Annotated in this window: 22 protein-coding genes; 13 read left to right on the top strand and 9 right to left on the bottom strand. The window is 54.6% G+C overall.

Annotated elements, in window-relative coordinates; translation table 11 throughout:
• The first annotated feature begins 105 nt into the window (after nucleotides 1-105).
• The gene (locus M0646_RS12755; RefSeq protein WP_286627196.1) at nucleotides 106-846 is read left to right on the top strand and encodes a TerC family protein; all 741 of its coding nucleotides are present in this window, start codon (nucleotides 106-108) and stop codon (nucleotides 844-846) included.
• Here M0646_RS12755 and ndk read toward each other — a convergent pair.
• Nucleotides 821-1,273: a nucleoside-diphosphate kinase gene (ndk, locus tag M0646_RS12750; protein WP_149821431.1), complete on the bottom strand. Its 453-nt coding sequence runs from the start codon at nucleotides 1,271-1,273 to the stop codon at nucleotides 821-823. The genes M0646_RS12755 and ndk overlap by 26 nt on opposite strands.
• A gap of 55 nt (nucleotides 1,274-1,328) precedes the next feature.
• On the opposite strand from ndk, the gene M0646_RS12745 reads away from it, so the two are divergent.
• Nucleotides 1,329-2,120 (top strand): PhzF family phenazine biosynthesis protein, encoded by a 792-nt coding sequence (locus M0646_RS12745; RefSeq protein WP_286625986.1) that lies wholly within the window; start codon nucleotides 1,329-1,331, stop codon nucleotides 2,118-2,120.
• Here the strand turns inward: M0646_RS12745 and cobO are convergent.
• The 4 genes from cobO to M0646_RS12725 form a co-directional block, all read right to left on the bottom strand.
• On the bottom strand, nucleotides 2,117-2,719 hold the full coding sequence (gene cobO / locus M0646_RS12740; RefSeq protein WP_149821427.1) for a cob(I)yrinic acid a,c-diamide adenosyltransferase: 603 nt from the start codon (nucleotides 2,717-2,719) through the stop codon (nucleotides 2,117-2,119). The genes M0646_RS12745 and cobO overlap by 4 nt on opposite strands.
• A 3-nt stretch (nucleotides 2,720-2,722) precedes the next feature.
• Nucleotides 2,723-3,670, bottom strand: coding sequence for an RNA polymerase sigma factor, RpoD/SigA family (locus M0646_RS12735; protein ID WP_149821425.1), 948 nt, complete (start codon nucleotides 3,668-3,670; stop codon nucleotides 2,723-2,725).
• A gap of 354 nt (nucleotides 3,671-4,024) precedes the next feature.
• Nucleotides 4,025-5,860: a flotillin family protein gene (locus M0646_RS12730; protein ID WP_286649715.1), complete on the bottom strand. Its 1,836-nt coding sequence runs from the start codon at nucleotides 5,858-5,860 to the stop codon at nucleotides 4,025-4,027.
• Between the two features lie 71 nt (nucleotides 5,861-5,931).
• Nucleotides 5,932-6,252, bottom strand: a complete 321-nt coding sequence (locus M0646_RS12725; RefSeq protein WP_149821421.1) for a hypothetical protein — start codon at nucleotides 6,250-6,252, stop codon at nucleotides 5,932-5,934.
• Nucleotides 6,253-6,601: 349 nt separating this feature from the next.
• Between M0646_RS12725 and M0646_RS12720 the strand changes: the two genes are divergently transcribed.
• Nucleotides 6,602-8,143: a bifunctional pantoate--beta-alanine ligase/(d)CMP kinase gene (locus M0646_RS12720; protein ID WP_286625984.1), complete on the top strand. Its 1,542-nt coding sequence runs from the start codon at nucleotides 6,602-6,604 to the stop codon at nucleotides 8,141-8,143.
• A 58-nt stretch (nucleotides 8,144-8,201) separates the two neighbouring features.
• On the top strand, nucleotides 8,202-8,555 hold the full coding sequence (locus M0646_RS12715; RefSeq protein ID WP_149821417.1) for a hypothetical protein: 354 nt from the start codon (nucleotides 8,202-8,204) through the stop codon (nucleotides 8,553-8,555).
• Nucleotides 8,556-8,598: 43 nt separating this feature from the next.
• Here M0646_RS12715 and M0646_RS12710 read toward each other — a convergent pair whose 3' ends face one another.
• Nucleotides 8,599-8,820 carry a DUF4327 family protein gene (locus tag M0646_RS12710; RefSeq protein ID WP_024123956.1) on the bottom strand — a complete coding sequence of 74 codons (222 nt, stop codon included), beginning with the start codon at nucleotides 8,818-8,820 and terminating at the stop codon, nucleotides 8,599-8,601.
• Between the two features lie 268 nt (nucleotides 8,821-9,088).
• Between M0646_RS12710 and M0646_RS12705 the strand changes: the two genes are divergently transcribed.
• The 4 genes from M0646_RS12705 to recF are packed head-to-tail and all read left to right on the top strand — an operon-like array spanning nucleotide 9,089 to nucleotide 12,644.
• The gene (locus tag M0646_RS12705) at nucleotides 9,089-10,297 is read left to right on the top strand and encodes a M20 family metallopeptidase (protein WP_286649714.1); all 1,209 of its coding nucleotides are present in this window, start codon (nucleotides 9,089-9,091) and stop codon (nucleotides 10,295-10,297) included.
• A gap of 7 nt (nucleotides 10,298-10,304) precedes the next feature.
• Nucleotides 10,305-10,958: a response regulator transcription factor gene (locus M0646_RS12700; RefSeq protein ID WP_286649713.1), complete on the top strand. Its 654-nt coding sequence runs from the start codon at nucleotides 10,305-10,307 to the stop codon at nucleotides 10,956-10,958.
• Between the two features lie 47 nt (nucleotides 10,959-11,005).
• On the top strand, nucleotides 11,006-11,494 hold the full coding sequence (locus M0646_RS12695) for a DUF427 domain-containing protein (protein ID WP_286625978.1): 489 nt from the start codon (nucleotides 11,006-11,008) through the stop codon (nucleotides 11,492-11,494).
• Between the two features lie 10 nt (nucleotides 11,495-11,504).
• Nucleotides 11,505-12,644 (top strand): DNA replication/repair protein RecF, encoded by a 1,140-nt coding sequence (recF, locus tag M0646_RS12690; protein ID WP_149821409.1) that lies wholly within the window; start codon nucleotides 11,505-11,507, stop codon nucleotides 12,642-12,644.
• Here the strand turns inward: recF and M0646_RS12685 are convergent.
• A complete protein-coding gene (locus M0646_RS12685; RefSeq protein ID WP_286649712.1) occupies nucleotides 12,583-12,969 on the bottom strand; it encodes a hypothetical protein in 387 nt (128 codons plus the stop codon). The genes recF and M0646_RS12685 overlap by 62 nt on opposite strands.
• Before the next feature lie 7 nt (nucleotides 12,970-12,976).
• On the bottom strand, nucleotides 12,977-13,282 hold the full coding sequence (locus tag M0646_RS12680; RefSeq protein ID WP_149821405.1) for a cell division protein SepF: 306 nt from the start codon (nucleotides 13,280-13,282) through the stop codon (nucleotides 12,977-12,979).
• 237 nt (nucleotides 13,283-13,519) lie between these two features.
• Between M0646_RS12680 and M0646_RS12675 the strand changes: the two genes are divergently transcribed.
• From M0646_RS12675 to M0646_RS12655, 5 genes are all read left to right on the top strand, one after another.
• On the top strand, nucleotides 13,520-14,296 hold the full coding sequence (locus tag M0646_RS12675) for an energy-coupling factor ABC transporter permease (protein WP_286649711.1): 777 nt from the start codon (nucleotides 13,520-13,522) through the stop codon (nucleotides 14,294-14,296).
• Complete coding sequence (locus M0646_RS12670; protein ID WP_149821403.1) at nucleotides 14,289-14,594, top strand: energy-coupling factor ABC transporter substrate-binding protein; 306 nt, start codon at nucleotides 14,289-14,291, stop codon at nucleotides 14,592-14,594. The genes M0646_RS12675 and M0646_RS12670 overlap by 8 nt, the downstream gene beginning before the upstream one ends.
• A gap of 7 nt (nucleotides 14,595-14,601) precedes the next feature.
• Nucleotides 14,602-15,390, top strand: coding sequence for a cobalt ECF transporter T component CbiQ (gene cbiQ, locus M0646_RS12665; protein WP_286625974.1), 789 nt, complete (start codon nucleotides 14,602-14,604; stop codon nucleotides 15,388-15,390).
• 1 nt (nucleotide 15,391) lies between these two features.
• Nucleotides 15,392-16,252, top strand: a complete 861-nt coding sequence (locus M0646_RS12660; RefSeq protein ID WP_286649710.1) for an energy-coupling factor ABC transporter ATP-binding protein — start codon at nucleotides 15,392-15,394, stop codon at nucleotides 16,250-16,252.
• A gap of 87 nt (nucleotides 16,253-16,339) precedes the next feature.
• Nucleotides 16,340-16,702 carry a response regulator transcription factor gene (locus M0646_RS12655; protein WP_149821397.1) on the top strand — a complete coding sequence of 121 codons (363 nt, stop codon included), beginning with the start codon at nucleotides 16,340-16,342 and terminating at the stop codon, nucleotides 16,700-16,702.
• 2 nt (nucleotides 16,703-16,704) lie between these two features.
• Here the strand turns inward: M0646_RS12655 and M0646_RS12650 are convergent, their stop codons facing one another.
• The gene (locus tag M0646_RS12650; RefSeq protein ID WP_286625971.1) at nucleotides 16,705-17,967 is read right to left on the bottom strand and encodes a phospholipid carrier-dependent glycosyltransferase; all 1,263 of its coding nucleotides are present in this window, start codon (nucleotides 17,965-17,967) and stop codon (nucleotides 16,705-16,707) included.

Here is a 17,967-nt window from a genome sequence, read left to right as displayed (position 1 = left end):
CTGGGTTTGAGGGTGTTCCATCTTTGGGAAAAGGGCTGTACCGCTCCTGTGCGACGATAAATATAAGCAGCCAAAAATCTGGAGATGGAGAACTTCCCTCACCCGATGATTGATGAACTATTGGAACTCTCGCCCAACTGGGGACTGGATACCCTGTTGTTACTTGTGGTGTTGTTGGCACTGGAAGCGGTTCTCTCAGCGGACAATGCGATCGCCCTAGCGGCCTTGGTACGAGGCATCGAAGACTTAGATGAGCAGCGGCGGGCACTCAATCTAGGACTGGCCATTTCTTACGTTTTTCGCATTGGCCTGATTTTCACAGCGACTTGGGTCTTGCGGTTCTGGCAGTTTGAGTTGGCGGGGGCACTCTATCTGCTGTGGTTATCGGCAAAGTACTTTTTCTTTACGACCGAGCCAGAACATGAACACGAGCGGGTGATTCGTTCTTTTTGGCAGGCAGTCCCCCTACTGGCCTTAGCGGATTTGGCCTTTTCCCTCGATAGCGTGACAACGGCGATCGCCCTGTCGGATGAGCGTTGGCTGGTATTACTCGGCGGCACGATTGGCGTGATTATGCTGCGCTTTATGGCGGAGCTATTTATCCGCTGGCTGAAAGAATTTCCTCGGCTTGAGGATGCGGGCTATTTCACAGTGACGCTGGTGGGTCTGCGGCTGCTCATTCGCGTGATTAATCCCCAACTGGTACCCTCGGACTGGGTAATGATTAGCCTGATTGCCCTTTGCTTTACGTGGGGCTTTTCCAAGCGGGAGGTGGAGGAGTCAGACACCCCCCCAACCCATCCCAAATCAACCCATGAGCCTACATCTCATACACCCAAGAGGTGAAGGCCGGCTCCCAAGGCACCAGTTCCTGCGTTTGGAACCAGAGATTGATTTCCCGCTCGGCATTTTCGGGACTGTCGGAGCCGTGAATTACATTCCGTCCCACATCTACAGCAAAATCGCCCCGTAGCGTTCCCGGTTCAGCATTGAGGGGATTAGTGGCACCAATCAGTTTGCGGGCATTGGCAATCACCCCCCGGCCTTCCCAGACCATGGCCACCACCGGTCCAGAGGTAATGAAATTCACTAGCCCCGCAAAGAAGGGCTTATCTTTGTGTTCGCCGTAGTGCTGCTCTGCCAATTCGCGGCTGACCCGCATCAGTTTGAGGCCGACCAGTGTGTAGCCTTTTTGTTCAAATCGTTGGATAATCGTCCCCACTAGCCCACGCTGCACGCCATCGGGCTTAATGGCTAGAAATGTCCGTTCCACGCAGTATGTCCTCTGCTCGATCTACAGGATTGATTTTACGGTTTTCGGGGGTCGGATGCCGCTACCACTGTACCAAGTTGATGCCTTTACCCAAGAACCCTTTCGGGGTAACCCGGCGGCCGTATGTGTCCTAGGGACGTTTTTTGAGGATGCAACCTTGGGGGCGATCGCCCGCGAAATGAATCTTTCGGAAACGGCTTTTGTCGTACCGCTGGCCAGTGGCTTTCACCTGCGCTGGTTTACCCCTGTGGCAGAAGTGGATCTCTGTGGTCATGCCACCCTCGCAACGGCCCATGTCCTCTGGCAGCATCAGGGGGTGGTGGGGGATCTAGAATTTCACACCCGCAGCGGTCTCCTGCGTGCCCAGCGCCTTGGGGATTGGATCGCCCTTGATTTTCCGCGGCAGCCCGTAATGCCCCTTGCGGATCAGCAGGTGCAAGCCTCAATCATTGCAGCGCTCGGGACAACGCCGGTGTTTATGGGGCAAGCGGGGAGCGATCTGCTGGTGGAACTGGCCGATGCCGATGCGGTAGCACAGTTGAAACCTGATTTTGACCAGATTGCCCGCCTGTCCTGCCGGGGATTGATTGTGACCGCCCGTGGCGAGAAATATGACATCATCTCTCGCTTTTTTGCCCCCCAATTGGGCATCCCAGAGGATCCCGTCACTGGCTCTGCCCACTGTAGCCTCTATTCCTACTGGCAACCCCAGCTCGGTCAAGAGGAACTCATTGCCTATCAAGCCTCCGTCCGGGGCGGCGTGATTAAAATGCAACCCCAAGGGGGCGATCGCCTGCGGCTATTGGGTCAGGCGGTTACGATTTTCGCTGGGGAACTCCTGCTTTAGAATTCAATCCCCGGCTGGGCTTTAACGCCCTGTTCGCGAAAGGGATGCTTGACAAGGGTCATTTCCGTCACCAGATCTGCGGCGTCAATCAGGGCTGGGGGAGCACCGCGTCCGGTGAGAATCACATGGGTCATTTCTGGCTTGCGGGCAAGTCCCTCGAGCACCTGTGCCACGTTTAAGTAGTCCAGCTGGAGGGCGACATTAATTTCATCGAGCAGTACCAAGCGGTACTCGGGGTTGGTGATGTAGCTGAGGGCAAGTTCCCAAGCGGCTTGGGCGCAGGCGATATCCCGCTGGCGGTCTTGGGTTTCCCATGTAAAGCCCTCCCCCATCGCATGGAAGGCCAGTTGGTCTGACCAATGGCTAAGAACCGCTTTTTCCGCTGGCTCCCACGCCCCCTTGATAAATTGAATAATTGCCACTCGATAGCCATGCCCCAAGGAACGCAGCACCATGCCAAGTGCCGCCGTGGTTTTGCCCTTGCCGTTGCCCGTATGGACAATAATGAGACCTTTTTCACGGGTGCGCTCCGCGAGGCGTTGGGCCTGCACGGCTTTGCGCTGCTGCATTTTTTGGCGGTGCTGTTCGTCAGTGAGCATGGGCTAGCTGGCAAGGTACTCGTGAATATCGCCGCGGCGTTTGCGGAGTTTGCTGAGGGCTTCCCGCTCAATTTGCCGTACCCGCTCGCGACTGATGTTGAGCAGTTCGCCCACTTTGGCAAGGGTGAGGGGCTGGCCATTCTCTAGGCCAAAGCGTAGGGAGAGCACATGGCGTTGCTGCGGGGTCAGATCTGCCATCAGCCGTTCAAGGTCACTGCGCAACGAGGATTGAGCGGCAAACTCCTCCGGTGAAATGGAAGGATCCTCGAGCAATTCCCCCAACTCCGTATCCTGATTATCGCCGACACGGACATCAAGGGAGAGGGGCTGTCGCGCCCGTTCAAGATATTCCCGCACTTGGGCAGGGGTTAATTCCAGTTCTGCCGCCAGTTCATTAATCGTGGCAGCGCGACCAAGGCGTTGGGACAGTTGTCGCTGGGCTTTTTTGATTTTGTTCAGCTTTTCGGTAATGTGGATGGGCAGACGGATCGTGCGCCCCTTTTCAGCGATCGCCCGTGTAATGGCTTGGCGGATCCACCAGTAGGCATAGGTGGAGAAACGATACCCCTTGGTGGGGTCAAATTTTTCTACCCCCCGCTGCATCCCGATTGTGCCCTCTTGGATTAGATCAAGCAAATCCACATTGCGCTTGATGTACTTTTTGGCAACCGAAACCACCAGCCGCAGGTTGGCCTCCACCATTTTCCGTTTGGCGCGCTCACCATTTTCGATAATTGTCTCTAATTCTGCTTCACTCATGTTGGCGGCGGCGGCCCATTCAGCACGGGTGGGTTCACGGTTGAGTTCTGCTGCGAGCTTTTCGCGAATCTCGTTCATAGCGGCAAGCTGCTGCACCTGTTTGCCGTAGATCACTTCCTGTTCGTGGGTGAGCAATGGCACACGGCCAATCTCCCGTAGGTAAGTGCGCACTAAATCTTTTGAGGTATCCATAGTCCCTATCGCTCGTTCTCAAGGTTGACAGCAGTGATTCGTCCAAGGCCTAGGAATATCGTTTTCTCTATAGGATGGGCGATCGCCCCTGCTAAAGATCGCGGCCAAGCCAACGGTGCTTTAACAGCGTTTTCGGAGATACGTTACATATATTAAGAATCTTAACATTTCTAAATCTGTTCATCGGAATACTAACACCGACCTTTGGCGGTTCTTAATCTTTTTTTATATTTGCCCCATTGAAAAGTCTCTATGAATTTTGAAAATACAGACGGAGTTAATAAATCTTTAGTTCACGCCTCAGCCCTACTGAAGAGTTATCCATTCTCGCGGCTAGGGGTATGCAGTCGCGTCTTAGGAATGAGATGTATTTTCCTGGAGTAGGGATTTAATTTGTGCTAACAACTGCCCCAGTTTCCCCTCCTCAAAAAGGGCATTGATCAGGGCTAGCCCGCTAGTGGCTAGGAGCAGTTTATTGAGATCAGCAGGGGTGCCCCCGTTGGCAAAGGTATAAATTTTGGCATCGCCAATCACCCCCGGTTGCGGGGCAAGGGCTTGGAGAACTTGTGGCAGTTGCGGTGCCAGTTCTGGCCAGAGGGCTGTAATCACTTGAGCTGTCAAGTTAGCGTTGCTAATCACATTTTTGGCCGCGAGCATGGCCTCCATCCCTTCAGCTTCAGCAAGGGCTTTATCACGGTTGGCCGCCGCAAGGGTGCGAATCGCTGCCGCCTCCATTTCCGCTGCCTGTTGGGCAATTTCCGCTTGCCGCCGCCGCCGAAAGGCATCAATTTCCACAACGTTTTGCTCTAGCACCCGTTTTTCAGCCGCTTCCCGCTCTGCGGCAATAATCGCTAGGTTTTTCTGGCGATTGGCTTTTTCCACTTCGATGGCGGTGGTGACCGCAGATTCTGCCCGTGCCCGCTCGGCTTCGGCAATCAGACTTTCTTTTTTCTTGGTGGCAACGGCAATCGCCACATCCTCTTGGGCAAGACGCGCTTGACGCTCGGACTCCGCAATGGCCACCTGCGCTTGCAAACGGTTGGCCTCCACCTGCTGCTGGCGACTGATCTCGGCGATTTCTGCCTCCTGCTGTTGCTGGGCTTGCGTTACCTTGAGGAGTTTATTTTTTTCCTCCAGTTCAATGCTGGCCTCAATTTCCTTCTGTTGGATGGCGAGTCTTTTGCGGATTTCTTCTTCCTCAACCGCTTGGGCTTGGAGCAACTTTGCCCGCTGAATCGCGGCTGCCTCTGCTGCTTTGGCCTCCTCAATTTCCCGCTCCCGCTGCGCCTTTAGGGCTTCCACCTTCAGGCGTTGGCTCAACAGTGCCGCTTCTTTTTCCTCTTCAATTTGCAGGGAGCGTTTTTGGGCATCCAGTTCCTTTTGTTCGATCGCTACCCGGGTTGAGAGTTCGACTTCCCGCTTTTGCTGAATCGAGCGTTGAATCGTTTCTGTGCGCAGCCGCACCCCCTGAGCATCAAAAAAGTTGTTTTCGTCGTAGGTGTCGCTCTCTTGGACTTCTGAGATGGCAATGTTGTTGAGGGTGAGTCCAACTTTTTGCAGATCCTGCTGCATCAGGTTGAGTACCTCTTGGGCAAACCCCAGTTTGTCGGAGTCAATTTCAGCCAAGGACTTGTGTTTTGCGGCTGCGCGAATGGCATCGTCCGCCCGTTTTTCAAGGGCATTCTTGATGTCTTCGGGGGTAATGCGGTTATTTTGCGAAAGGCGAGCGGCGGCAGTGAGGACATCCTCTTCGGTGGCATTGATGCAGACATAAAAGGTGACCCGCATATCAGCCCGCAGATAATCTTGGGTGCGCACCGCCAATTTGCCCGTTCGCTCTACGTCAATGGAGATTTCCCGCAGCGGTACCCGTGTCAACTCATGGAACCCCGGCAGGGCAATGCAGCCACCATTGAGAATGACTGTTTTTTTCTTAACAAAAATCCCCCCCGTGCGCACAAAGGCTTCGTTGTTGGGGGTAATGACATAGACGCGCGTGTAAGCCCAAATGCTCAGGAGCAGCAAAATCACAATGCCGGCAATCACACCGGGAAAAAAGAGCAGCCCACCCAGATTACCCATGACAATGGGGGGAGACTCGGCCAGTACCGTGGCTTTGGTTTGGGTGCGGGGGGGTGCTGGCAATTCTGGTGTCGGTAATGCCTGCAAAAATGTCAGCCAGTAAAGCATAGAACTGCCCCCTCAGCGTTAATTTCAGTGTGGCATTTTGGGGGCGATCGCCCGCTATTTTTAAGGGTTCTTTAATTCGCTGGAGCCACTTCAGTGGTTGAGGCCACGGCGGCATCTTTGCGCTTTTTCTTCTCTGTGACTGTCACAGGTCGCATTTCAATATGGTTGAGCAGTGTCGTGACAAAGGCAAAGAGCAAAAAGGGCAAGGTTAAGACCAAAATTAGCCCCCCGACCAGAAACGCCTGCACGGGATTGTTGTAGAGGGTAAGGGATGCGGCCAAACCAATAAAGATCACAATCAGCCAAACAATGACTTGGCCATAAATATCCCCGAAGGTGAGGGTGCAGACGAAACGGTATTTTTGTAAGCCGTTTTGTAGTTCATTGGCCATAGGGGCTATCCTCGCGGCGTATGCTGAACAGTTCCAGTTAAAAAATAAGCTTTTGGCTCAGGGGGAGTAAAACGGAGGTTGCGTGACAGGGTTGGCAAGTACAGAGAAACGAAGGTACCTGAATTTTAGAAAACCTGCCCCCAAGATTAAAGCCCTTGCAACAAATGTACAAACTTTGGTTAGAAAAAGCGGGCACGGGCATTGGACAGCCCTTTTCTAACATTGGGATCCACCAAACCCGCCTCTGTGATCGTGGCTTTCAGAAGCTGGCGTGTCTTCTCTCGGTGTGAAAAGGGCTGTAATATGACAGATTGTATCAAAACTGCACTGATCGCCCCCGAAGCACTCTATGGGTACGTTTTACCGTTTGACCACCACGGCGGGTTTACAGGCTGCCCTTGGCACATTATCTCCCGCAACCACCCTTGGTTTTGTACCGACAATGGGGGCACTGCATGGGGGGCATGCCGCCTTGATCCAGCGGGCACGGCAAGAGTGTGATGTGGTCGTTGTCAGTATTTTTGTCAACCCGCTTCAGTTTGGTCCCCAAGAGGATTTGGAGCGCTATCCCCGTGCCCTTGAGGCGGATACGGCGCTTTGTCAGCAGTTAGGGGTGGATCTGCTCTTTGTGCCCAGTGTGGCTGAACTGTATCCAGCGGGGATGGAGAGTCTGACGGTAGTTGAGCCACCAAGGGAATTAACAGAACGCCTCTGTGGGCGATCGCGCCCCGGCCATTTTCGCGGGGTAGCAACAATTGTGCTGAAGCTCTTGCATTTGGTGCAGCCCGATCGCGCCTATTTTGGCCAAAAGGATGCCCAGCAGTTAGCAATTATTCGCCGCTGTGTGGCGGATTTGAATCTGGACGTGGAGATCATTGGCTGCCCCATTGTCCGTGATGCCGATGGCCTTGCCCTCAGTTCCCGTAATCAATACCTCAGTGCGGGCGATCGCGCCACCGCCTTAGCCCTAAGTCAGAGCCTAGAGGTAGCCACCACCGCCTTCCGCCAGGGCTGCTTTGAAGCTAAGCAGCTATTAGAGCAGGTGCACCACCATCTGCGCCAGTTTCCCCAGTTGCGCCTCGACTATGCCGAATTGGTGCATCCCCAGACCCTTGTGCCCTTGGAACGCATTGAGACCGTGGGACTGCTGGCGATCGCGGGTTGGGTGGGGCAAACGCGCCTCATTGACAATTGCCTATTGGATCGCCGCCTGCCGATTCTGGCCGTGGATGGCCCTGCCGGCGCGGGGAAGTCAACCGTGACGCGACTAGCAGCCCAAGCCCTAGGGTTGCAGTACCTTGACACCGGTGCCATGTATCGAGCGGTAACTTGGTGGTGCTTGGCAAATAACATTGATCTCAGGGATGAGCCAGCGGTCGTAGAGGCGATCGCCCATTGTCAGTTGCGTCTTGAGAGCAGCGATCCCCCTCAACCCACACGGGTGTGGATCAACGATCGCGAGGTCAGCCAAGCGATTCGTTCCCTAGAGGTGACGCAGCGAGTGTCCCAAATTGCCGCCCTGCGGGGTGTGCGACGGCTCATGGTACAACAACAGCGGGCGATCGGAGCCAATGGGGGCATTGCTGCCGAAGGTCGTGATATTGGTACCCACGTCTTTCCCGAGGCGGGCTTGAAAATTTTCCTAACGGCCTCGCCTGAAGAGCGTGCCCAGCGCCGCTGGCAGGAATTACAACAGCAGGGACAATGCGACCTCTCCTATGAGGAATTGCTCGCTCAGATTACCGCTCGCGACACAGCGGATCAGCAACGCACCTACGCCCCCTTTCGCAAAGCTGCCGATGCCATAGAAGTCTGTACGGACAACTTGGGGATCGATGAGGTAGTGAGTAAAATTGTCCATCTCTACCGCAGTCGCTTTCCTCAACCTTGATGAGCAAGGGAGATTTCCCGTACAGTAGCAGAGGAGAGTTCACGCCGAGCACATTTCTATGGATCGCAATCCCCTCGATCTTGTACAGCAACTCTACTACACGGGTATTGGAGCGGCTGCTGCTGCCATTGAATCCCTACAGGATGAGGCCAAACGCCAAGAATACCTGACGCAACTGCGGGTGGATGCCCGCCAATTGGCCACCGTCTGTGCTGAGAAAGGCCGCCTCACCGAAGCGCAAGCACGGGAACTGATTCAAACCTTCATCGCCCAACAGCAGCAACCCTCTTCGACCCCTGAGCCTGCTCCTCGCGAGAGTGCTGACTTAGCCGCAGATATTCAAACGCTTCTCGAAACGCTGCGCGCCATTCGCCAAGACCTACAGCAGGATTCTCAGGCACCCACGCCCTAGGATTTGCGCATTACGGGAAGTAGGTGCCCTTAATGATTGCTCTTTAGTCGTTGTCCCAGCACTCACGGCCAATGAGGTCGCCAATGCGATCGCGCAGCATAAAATCACAGCGCTCTAGCTCTGCCTCAATGAGGGGCCACTCCCGAACGGGCACAAACTGGCAGAGGGTGTAAATGGGCTGCTGCCGACTCACCACACCTTTGGCCACCAGTCGTCGTGCTTCATCTTTGACGAGTTCGATGGAGTATTGAAGGGATTGAACCATAACATCCTCGTTTGGCTGAAGAGACCCTAGGATTCAGAATTGGCAAAGTGTAATATCCAATACTGAACTATTTTAACTTTTGCCCTAGGGAGCTACCTGTCATAATAACAAATGTTTCCTAAGTCAGGGGGTTCTGACCAAAAAATCCTACCACTGGTGGAAGCGAGTGGCGCCTCACCTGTTCTTGAAGTTACATTGACTGTCACTGCCCCAGAGCATCGTTTATCCTAGAGAAAGGCAATGCCAAACAAAATCTAAAGACTGCCCCATGGCTTTCCATCTTCCCCAATTGAGCTGCCAACTGCGCCTAGAGGTGGCCACCCTCCAACCCGAACTTGTGCAGTGGCGACGCTATTTGCACCAGCGACCAGAATTGGGCTTTCAAGAACACCTGACGGCGGCCTTTGTCAGTGAGAAACTGCGGCAATGGGGCATTCAGCATCGCACGGGTATTGCGGAAACGGGAATTGTGGCCGTGATTCCGGGATCGCGACCGGGGCCAGTGCTGGCGATTCGCGCCGATATGGATGCGCTGCCAGTGCAGGAGGAAAACGATAAGCCCTACCGCTCTCTCCATGAGGGGAAAATGCACGCCTGCGGGCACGATGGTCACACAGCGATCGCCCTTGGGACTGCGAAATACCTTGCTGAGCACCGCGATTTTGCTGGTACGGTCAAAATCATCTTTCAACCAGCGGAAGAAGGTCCCGGTGGGGCTAAACCCATGATTGAAGCGGGAGTTCTCGATGCCCCCAAAGTGGATGGCATTATTGGCCTGCACCTCTGGAATTTTCTGCCCGTTGGTACGGTGGGGGTGCGTAGTGGGCCGTTGATGGCGGCAGCGGAATTCTTTGAGTGTGAAGTACACGGCAAGGGGGGACACGCCGCTTTACCCCAATTTACGGTGGATACGGTTCTCGTTGTTGCCCAGATCATTACGGCCTTGCACACTATCGTCTCGCGCAACGTGGATCCCCTAGAGACAGCGGTGATTTCCGTGGGGGCAGTACATGCGGGCACCGCCAAGAACGTGATTGCCGATACCGCGACCTTTCGGGGAACAGTGCGATACTTTAAGCCAGAGTTGGGGGACTGGCTACCCCAGCGCATTGAACAGGTGATTGCGGGTATCTGTCAGAGTCATGGTGCCACCTATCGCTTTCACTATGAGCGGATGTATCCCCCCACCGTCAACGATGCCAAGATGGCGAAATTAGTGCGCTCTGTTGCTGAATCGGTGGTTGAGGTGCCGGCTGGGGTCACGTCCCACTGTCAAACGATGGCGGCGGAGGATATGTCGTTTTTCCTGCAAGCGGTTCCGGGCTGCTACTTCTTTTTGGGGTCGGCCAATGGCACACTGGGGTTAGATTTCCCCCACCACCATCCCCGCTTTGACTTTGACGAAACTGTTTTAAGTATTGGGGTTGAGCTGTTTGTCCGCTGTGTGGAGAAATACTGTGGTCTAGTGGAGACCTAAATTTCCCATGTCCCTCACGGTACTCATTGCCGATGATGATCCCGGCATCCGCCTGTCGGTGAGTCGCTTTTTGGAATCCGAAGGGTACTGTTGTCTGACGGCGGGAGATGGTACCCAAGCCCTCGAAATGATCCACCGCTATCAGCCCCATCTGCTGATTACGGACATTGCCATGCCCAACATGAATGGCTATGAGTTGGTGCGGCAGGTGCGCCAGCATCCCTCATTGCGCTTACTACCGGTAATTTACCTCACCGCACGCACAGAACTGGAGGAGCGGATTCGTGCCTATCGCACCGGGGGCGATGTCTATCTCTCCAAGCCCTTTGACCTCAATGAGTTGGCAGCGGTGGTGCGTAATCTACTCGATCGGGCACAACTGGTACAAATGGAGTGGCAGCACCGACAGCAGCCCTTTGCAGTGCCGAAAACACGAACCCTCAGCGTTGATCTCACCCAACGGGAAAAGGAAGTGCTAGGGTTACTCGTGGCGGGACTCTCCAATGCCCAGATTGGCGATCGCCTGCACTTGAGCGCCCGAACGATTGAAAAGCACGTCAGTAGCCTCTTTCAAAAAACAGCGGTTCACAATCGGGCTGAGCTGGTGCGACTGGCCATTGAACAGGGCTTGGTGGAGCGACAAACCAGTTCCCAAGCTTGAGCCATAGCTGTTACCGTCAAGGAAGAGTGTTGAGGAACTGAAACCCGATGCAACGGATTCCCCCTGCCCCCGGCCAAGAATCGGTTTGGGACTATCCCCGTCCGCCCCGTGTTGAACCCACCTCAAAACACCTGCGGGTGGTCTTTAATGGTGTGGTGATTGCCGACACCCAGCGGGGACAGCGGGTATTAGAAACCAGTCATCCCCCAGTGTATTACTTTCCGCCAGAGGATGTACAGGCGCAGTATCTGCTGCCCTCAGCACGGCAAACCTTTTGCGAGTGGAAAGGACAAGGCGCCTACTACCACGTCAAGGTGGGCGATCGCCAAGCGGATAATGCAGCTTGGTACTATCCCAAACCTACCCCTGCTTTTGCGCCAATCTGCAACTACATTGCCTTCTATGCTGCTTTGATGGATGAATGCACCGTGGATGGTGTAGTGGTGATTCCGCAACCGGGGGGCTTCTATGGCGGCTGGATTACTCCGGACATTGTCGGCCCGTTTAAGGGGACACCGGGGACTTGGGGCTGGTAAGGGCTGCTAAGTGTTTCTCAAATCACTCCATCTGCGCCACTTTCGCAACTACAGCGAGCAATCGGTGACGTTTGCTGCGCCAAAAACCATCGTCGTTGGGGACAATGCCCAAGGCAAGTCCAATTTGCTAGAGGCTGTGGAGTGGCTGGCCACACTGCAATCCCATCGCACCCATCGCGATCGCGACCTTATTCAGCAGGGACAAGAGAGTGCCCAAATTGAAGCCACCCTAGAGCGCCAAGGCATCCCCCTTGATCTGGCGGTGAGTTTGCGACCGCTCGCAGGCCGTGTCCTACGGGTGAATGGCTGTACTGTTAAGCGCACGGCGGAATTTCTGGGGCAACTCAATGCAGTGGAATTTTCCTGCTTGGATTTGGAACTAGTGCGGGGCACACCGGCCATTCGCCGCAACTGGTTGGATCGGATTTTGGTGCAATTGGAACCCCTCTATAGCCAACTGCTGCAAACCTACCAAAAAGCCCTGCGCCAACGGAATGCTCTCCTCAAGCAGGCCGGCAGCCAAGGATGGGATGAGGCCCTCTGGCAGGCATGGAATCAGCAATTGGTGATCAATGGCACCCGCATTATCCGTCGCCGACAGCGCCTCATTGAACGCTTGGCGCCCTTGGCTCAGGAGTGGCATCGCGTGTTGAGTGGCGATCGCGAGACACTCACCTTGACTTATGAGAGCCATGTGCCCCTTGGGGATGGCACCTCTGAAGCGATTGTGGCTGCCTTTAATGAGGCCTTGGCCGCTCGCCGCGCCATTGAACTGCTGCAAAAAACCAGTCTGGTGGGACCGCACCGTGATGATGTGGGCTTTTGCCTCAATGAGCAAAGTGCCCGTCAATTTGCTTCCCAGGGGCAGCAGCGCACGCTGGTATTGGCGCTGAAACTGGCGGAACTGGCTCTTGTGGAAAGTGTGGTGGGCGACACTCCCCTTTTGTTGTTGGATGATGTCCTCGCCGAATTGGATTTGCAGCGGCAGGGAATTTTATTAGAGGTGATGGGCGATCGCTACCAAACGCTGATTACCACCACCCACCTTGCCCCCTTTGCCACCCCCTGGCGCAAGCATGCCCAAATTCTCAAGGTGACGGCGGGGACGATCGCAAGCGTGCCTGACACTGCTGCTGAAACCAGCAACTAATCTGGGAAACGGTTAGCTCAGCAATGGGCACCCCCTCCCTTGCAGCAATTTGCCGCAGTTGCTTGAGGGCACTGATCAGAATTTGGCCGTACCACGTCATAAACCCCCCTTGGCGCTGCTCCTCCGCTTGCAACTGGGGATCGGCAGCAACGAGTTCATAGACTTGGGCTTCCGTTAGGGCTTCGAGGGGGTTTCCCTCTGTCTTAGCTCGCAGATAGCGCTGGGCATACACCGCTACTCGAATGGCAAAGCGATCTGCGGCCGGTAAGAGCAGTTGATCAATCTCTTGACACTCACTGACGGTGAGCAGATCTGCAGGATTCATGAACGGCTTAGGCCAGTCCAGCGGGTGTCGGTGCTGCTGTGGATTCTTGGATATTAATCACGTTGGGCGTAAAGAGAAAGACACCATCCCCAAGGCGCGATTGATGGCCATTGATGGCATAGGTACTACCAGCGGCAAAATCAGAAATGCGCTGTGCCTCGGTGACATCGAGGTGCTCTAGGTTGAGAATCACTGCCTTGTCAGCCCGCAGCGCTTGAACGATCAGGGTCGTATCACTGAGGGACTGCGGTTTGATCACCACTACTTCATAGCCACTACTCAAGGAATGACCAAAGGCAGTCAGTTCACTCATGACAACTCCCCCCTGGGAACATAGCAACAGTACCTACGATTCAATAATGACATTAGACTTCATCCTGTTATACCGACTACATCAAAATTTATGCAAATTCCAGCCTTACAGTCTTGGCACTGCGTGAATTTTTGAGCATGGATGGCTGTTTCTAATATCGGTTGCAGCCCCCACTGGGCATAGGCAAGTTACTGGTTGCGCACTAGAATAGGCGCACTTAGGTTTAGGAATGTCTCAATGATCAAACGTAGCCAAGCGAAGCGATATGGCTCCTTTGGGGCGATCGCCCTTCTGAGCGCGTATCTCGTGGTCGCGAGTCCTCACCCCGCCTTGGCGATGCACATTAGCGAGGGGTTTTTGCCCCTTGGCTGGGCAGTGGGCTGGTGGCTGGTTTTTTTACCCTTTTTGGCATGGGGACTATGGGCACTGCGACAACAGATTCAACAGCAACCAGAGTCAACCCTGCTGATTGCCTTAGCCGGTGCCTATGCCTTTGTGCTCTCCTCGTTGAAAATTCCCTCGGTCACCGGTAGTTGTTCCCATCCGATGGGGATTGCCTTGGGGGCAGTTCTCTTTCGGCCACCGCTGATGACCGTCCTGGGAACATTGGTGCTGCTCTTTCAAGCCCTGCTCCTTGCCCATGGCGGCCTGACCACCCTAGGCGCTAATGGCTTTTCGATGGCGGTGGTGGGACCTTGGGTGGCTGGGTTGACCTATTGGGGGATGTCCCGTGCCACGACTAAGCCAGCGATCGCGATTTTTAGTGCTGCTCTGATCAGTAACTTGGCCACCTACTCGGTGACTTCTTTACAATTGGCATTGGCCTTTCCCGATAGTATGGGTGGGGTGGCGACGGCTTTTGCCAAGTTTGCGGCGCTCTTTGCTGTGACGCAGATTCCCCTAGCGATCAGTGAAGGGTTACTCACGGTGTTGGTGTGGAACTGGTTGACCACGTACTGCACAGCAGAATTGCAAACCTTAAAACTCTTGCCTGGAGGGGAATCCAATGAATAAAAAAACAGTGGCGTTCCTATTGGGCGGCGCAATTCTCTTAAGTACACTTCCCCTCCTGCTGGTTAAGGGTGACTTTGAAGGTGCCGATGCCCAAGCCGAAGCGTTAATTAGCGAGGTGGCGCCAGACTTTGAACCTTGGGCAGAGCCATTGTTTGAACCCCCCAGCGCCGAAGTCGAGTCACTGCTTTTTGCCCTTCAAGCGGCATTGGGTGCAGGGGTCATGGGGTTTATCTTGGGTCAGTACCGCGAACGCCATCGCCAAAAGGCAGCCGCCGCCTCAAAATCGCAACAGTCCTGAGCAGTCAATGCACCATCACCTCGATACCTATGCCTATACCAATGGTCTGCGGCATCTGCATCCTGAACAAAAGCTGATTTTCGCGATCGCCAGCCTGTTATTGACGTTTTTTGCTCGCCCCCTTGTCCAGAGTTTGCTTTGGCTGTGGCTGAGCTTTTGGATTCTCGGCTATGCCCGCATTCCGTGGCGGGTTTATTTCACCCTCTTAGCCACAGTTGCTGCGTTTTGGCTGGTGAGTTTGCCGGGGTTAGTGGTACAAATCATCCCGACGGAGACTTTACGGGCTTCGGGGCAAGTGGTTCTCAGTGACATCTCCCTAATGGGCTGGTCGTTCTTTATCAGTGCCGAGAAATTGCACCAAGGCTTAACCCTAGGACTGCGGACAATGGTTGCCAGCACCTGTTTACTATTGATTTTATTGACGACCCCCTTTCCAGCCCTGTTGAGTGTGGCCGAACGCTGGCGGGTTCCCCATTTCATCCTCGATATTCTGATGTTGATGTACCGCTATATCTTCACCCTCTTAGAAACCGCTTTCACGCTGCAATTGGCGCAGCGGGCACGGGGCGGCTATCAACGGCGATCGCGCTGGCTCGTTAGTGTGAGCCTGTTGGCGGCTCAACTCCTGCAGCAGTCTCTGTACCGCTATGAACAGGTGAACCTTGCCCTGCTCAGTCGTGGCTTTCAGGGGCAGTTTCGGGTATTGCGTCCCCAGTCCTATGCCTATTCGCAACGCTATGGCCTTGAAATCGTCATTGGTGGCGGTGCCCTCATTCTGCTGAATGCAATCACCTGAGATGTCTGTGCCGCTACTGGAATTTCATCAGGTTGGCTTTCGCTATCCCAATACCACTACCCCCGTGCTGCAAGACTGCTCCTTTACCCTAGAGGCGGGACAGAAAGTTGCCCTTTTGGGGCTGAATGGCTCAGGCAAATCAACGCTCTTTTATCTGGCAGCGGCCCTCTATCGGCGCGATCGCGGTGAAATTTACTGGCAAGGGCAACGGCTCGTCCATCAACCAGAGCGACTGCGGCAGTGGCGTCAACGCATTGGCTTGGCCTTTCAAGACCCCGAACAGCAACTGGTGGCAGCCACCGTGGCGGAGGACATCTCCTATGGGCTGTACAACTTAGACCTACCCACCGCCGAAATCGAAGCGCGTTTGTACCAAACCCTAGAGGACTTTGATTTAGTGGAGCTTGCCGATCGCCCCCTGCATCATTTGAGTTTGGGGCAAAAACGGCGGGTGGCACTGGCTGGAGTAATGGCCTTAGCACCGACGCTATTACTGCTCGATGAACCCACCACCTATCTCGACTATCAGCAGCGGCAGCAACTGGAGCAGGCCCTAGAGAACATTCACCAGCAGGGAACCACGATTGTGATTGCCACCCATGATCTTGATTTTGCCTATGGCTGGGCCGACTGGATCATGATTTTGGCCAATGGTCATGTAGTGGTGAGCGATCGTGCTTCCCATGTCTTTGGGCAGTGGCCGACCCTTGCTGCTGAACTTGGAACACCCACCCTCCTTGCCCTGTGGCAACAATTCCCCGCCTCATGGCGACAGCATCGCCCCTTTCCCCGTACGGTGGCGGACTGCAGCCAAGAATTGATAGCCCTTTTTCAGAGCCTTTTACAAAACGGTCCCCCTTAAACCCCTCTCGGTTCTGTCGCTAAGTGCTGTTCAATGGGCATAATAGGAGCGATACCCTTTACCGATCAGCGGCACATATAAAACTGTATGGCTACAATTATGATTGTTGATGACAGCCCCACCCTGCGGGCAATGATTGTTCAGCTGATGAAAGAGCAGAACTATGACGTTGTTGAGGCCGAGGATGGTATCGAAGCCCAAGAAAAGATCAAGGCTCAATGTCCTGATTTGGTGATTCTGGATGTGGTGATGCCGCGCATGAATGGTTACGAACTGTGCCGCTGGATTAAGGGTGAAGCGGCTTGCCAAAGTGTGCCCGTGATCATGTGCACCACCAAAAGCGAAGAGTTTGATATTCACTGGGGTAAAAAGCAGGGGGTGGATGCCTACATCACCAAACCCTTTGATCCTGCAGAACTCATTGCCACTGTTAAACAACTCCTAGGATAGTCCTAAATCCAAGACGGCAACCACATCCGCCTAAAAAAGTCTTGGGGCGTCAGGGGTAGTCCTAAGTCAAGGGGCAGCCAGTAGAGGAAGCCCCCAACAACCACCCCGAGGACGGCAATGCGTGCCCAGCGTGCCCAAACTCCCCAATCGCGGCTGGCTTCCCAGACCAAGGCCAAGGCCATAAAGCTATAGAGGGCAGCGGGGAGGTAGTGATAGATAAAAACACAGCGGCTCACCAGTGCCCAGGGCAAGAGATTGGCAGCATAGTTTAAGAGCACAAAACGACCTGCGGTTGTGGTCAAGCTAAGGGGGACAAGAGCCACCGTGGCCAAGGTGCCCAGCCACAGCAGGGGGGGATTAAAGAGGGCATAGACGGCATAAACCCATTGCGTATCTGCCAGTGGTAGGGGCGGGCCAATGACCGGCACGGGTTCACTGAGGGTTTGCACCCGCTGAAAAAAGTAGCTCATGGGGCGCAGCAAGAGCGGCCAAGACCACCACGGCGAACAGTAGGGATGGGCAGTACTGGCAACACTGCGATGAAAGTTAAACATTTGGCGATGGAGGTCAAGTAGGCTCTGGTGGAGATGAAACTGGAGATGGGGTAGCCAGAGCAGGGTATAAACCACAAAGGCGACAACGGGGAGTAGCAGGCACATCTGCCACCACTGGTAAGTGGTCTTCCATTCAGCAGGCAGCGGTAACCTCTGCTGGAGAAGCCAGAAAAGCCCTACCCCCAACAGGAATCCCAAGCCACTCCACTTCACTGCCCCACAGGCGCCAAAGGCAACACCTGCGGCCATCAGCCAGAGCGATCGCCCCCTTCCTCGGTAGCGCAGCCCCCACAACCAGAGAATCTGTGCCACCACCCCAAAAAGGACAAGGGAGATATTGATGAGAGCATAGCGGGACTCCACCAAAAAGAGGCCATCGAGGGCAATAAAGAGTCCCGATAACAGTGCCACTCGCGATCGCCGCGTCAGGAGATAGGCCAACACTGCCACCGCTATGGGAATCAGTGATCCCATCAGGGCATTCAACCAGCGATAGCCCCAAGGGTGAAAGCCGCCCCCCAGCCAAATGCTCAGGGCAATCAGGTATTTTCCCAAAGGCGGATGGGCATCAAAGAAAGGAACACCGGCGAGATAGTTGTGGCCAAAGCGGGCAAAATAGACCTCATCAAATACCAGTGTGGGAAAGCGAGTCAGCCCCCAAAAGCGGGTGGCAAGGGCAAAGAGCCACAGCAGCAGTAGCCCCAAGGGCAT

It is taken from the genome of Thermosynechococcus sp. B3, assembly GCF_030323045.1.
Classification (GTDB): Bacteria; Cyanobacteriota; Cyanobacteriia; order Thermosynechococcales; family Thermosynechococcaceae; genus Thermosynechococcus.
Note: the sequence above shows the minus strand (reverse complement) of the source record. Positions and strands in the feature narration are given on the sequence as shown.

Coding starts and splice junctions, on each gene's coding strand:
- M0646_RS12755 (WP_286627196.1), top strand. CDS start 106: ATGATTGATGAACTATTGGAACTCTCGCCCAACTGGGGACTGGATACC.
- M0646_RS12745 (WP_286625986.1), top strand. CDS start 1,329: ATGCCGCTACCACTGTACCAAGTTGATGCCTTTACCCAAGAACCCTTT.
- cobO (WP_149821427.1), bottom strand. CDS start 2,719: ATGCTCACTGACGAACAGCACCGCCAAAAAATGCAGCAGCGCAAAGCC.
- M0646_RS12735 (WP_149821425.1), bottom strand. CDS start 3,670: ATGGATACCTCAAAAGATTTAGTGCGCACTTACCTACGGGAGATTGGC.
- M0646_RS12730 (WP_286649715.1), bottom strand. CDS start 5,860: ATGCTTTACTGGCTGACATTTTTGCAGGCATTACCGACACCAGAATTG.
- M0646_RS12725 (WP_149821421.1), bottom strand. CDS start 6,252: ATGGCCAATGAACTACAAAACGGCTTACAAAAATACCGTTTCGTCTGC.
- M0646_RS12720 (WP_286625984.1), top strand. CDS start 6,602: ATGGGTACGTTTTACCGTTTGACCACCACGGCGGGTTTACAGGCTGCC.
- M0646_RS12715 (WP_149821417.1), top strand. CDS start 8,202: ATGGATCGCAATCCCCTCGATCTTGTACAGCAACTCTACTACACGGGT.
- M0646_RS12710 (WP_024123956.1), bottom strand. CDS start 8,820: ATGGTTCAATCCCTTCAATACTCCATCGAACTCGTCAAAGATGAAGCA.
- M0646_RS12705 (WP_286649714.1), top strand. CDS start 9,089: ATGGCTTTCCATCTTCCCCAATTGAGCTGCCAACTGCGCCTAGAGGTG.
- M0646_RS12700 (WP_286649713.1), top strand. CDS start 10,305: ATGTCCCTCACGGTACTCATTGCCGATGATGATCCCGGCATCCGCCTG.
- M0646_RS12695 (WP_286625978.1), top strand. CDS start 11,006: ATGCAACGGATTCCCCCTGCCCCCGGCCAAGAATCGGTTTGGGACTAT.
- M0646_RS12685 (WP_286649712.1), bottom strand. CDS start 12,969: ATGAATCCTGCAGATCTGCTCACCGTCAGTGAGTGTCAAGAGATTGAT.
- M0646_RS12680 (WP_149821405.1), bottom strand. CDS start 13,282: ATGAGTGAACTGACTGCCTTTGGTCATTCCTTGAGTAGTGGCTATGAA.
- M0646_RS12675 (WP_286649711.1), top strand. CDS start 13,520: ATGATCAAACGTAGCCAAGCGAAGCGATATGGCTCCTTTGGGGCGATC.
- M0646_RS12670 (WP_149821403.1), top strand. CDS start 14,289: ATGAATAAAAAAACAGTGGCGTTCCTATTGGGCGGCGCAATTCTCTTA.
- cbiQ (WP_286625974.1), top strand. CDS start 14,602: ATGCACCATCACCTCGATACCTATGCCTATACCAATGGTCTGCGGCAT.
- M0646_RS12660 (WP_286649710.1), top strand. CDS start 15,392: ATGTCTGTGCCGCTACTGGAATTTCATCAGGTTGGCTTTCGCTATCCC.
- M0646_RS12655 (WP_149821397.1), top strand. CDS start 16,340: ATGGCTACAATTATGATTGTTGATGACAGCCCCACCCTGCGGGCAATG.
- M0646_RS12650 (WP_286625971.1), bottom strand. CDS start 17,967: ATGCCCTTGGGGCTACTGCTGCTGTGGCTCTTTGCCCTTGCCACCCGC.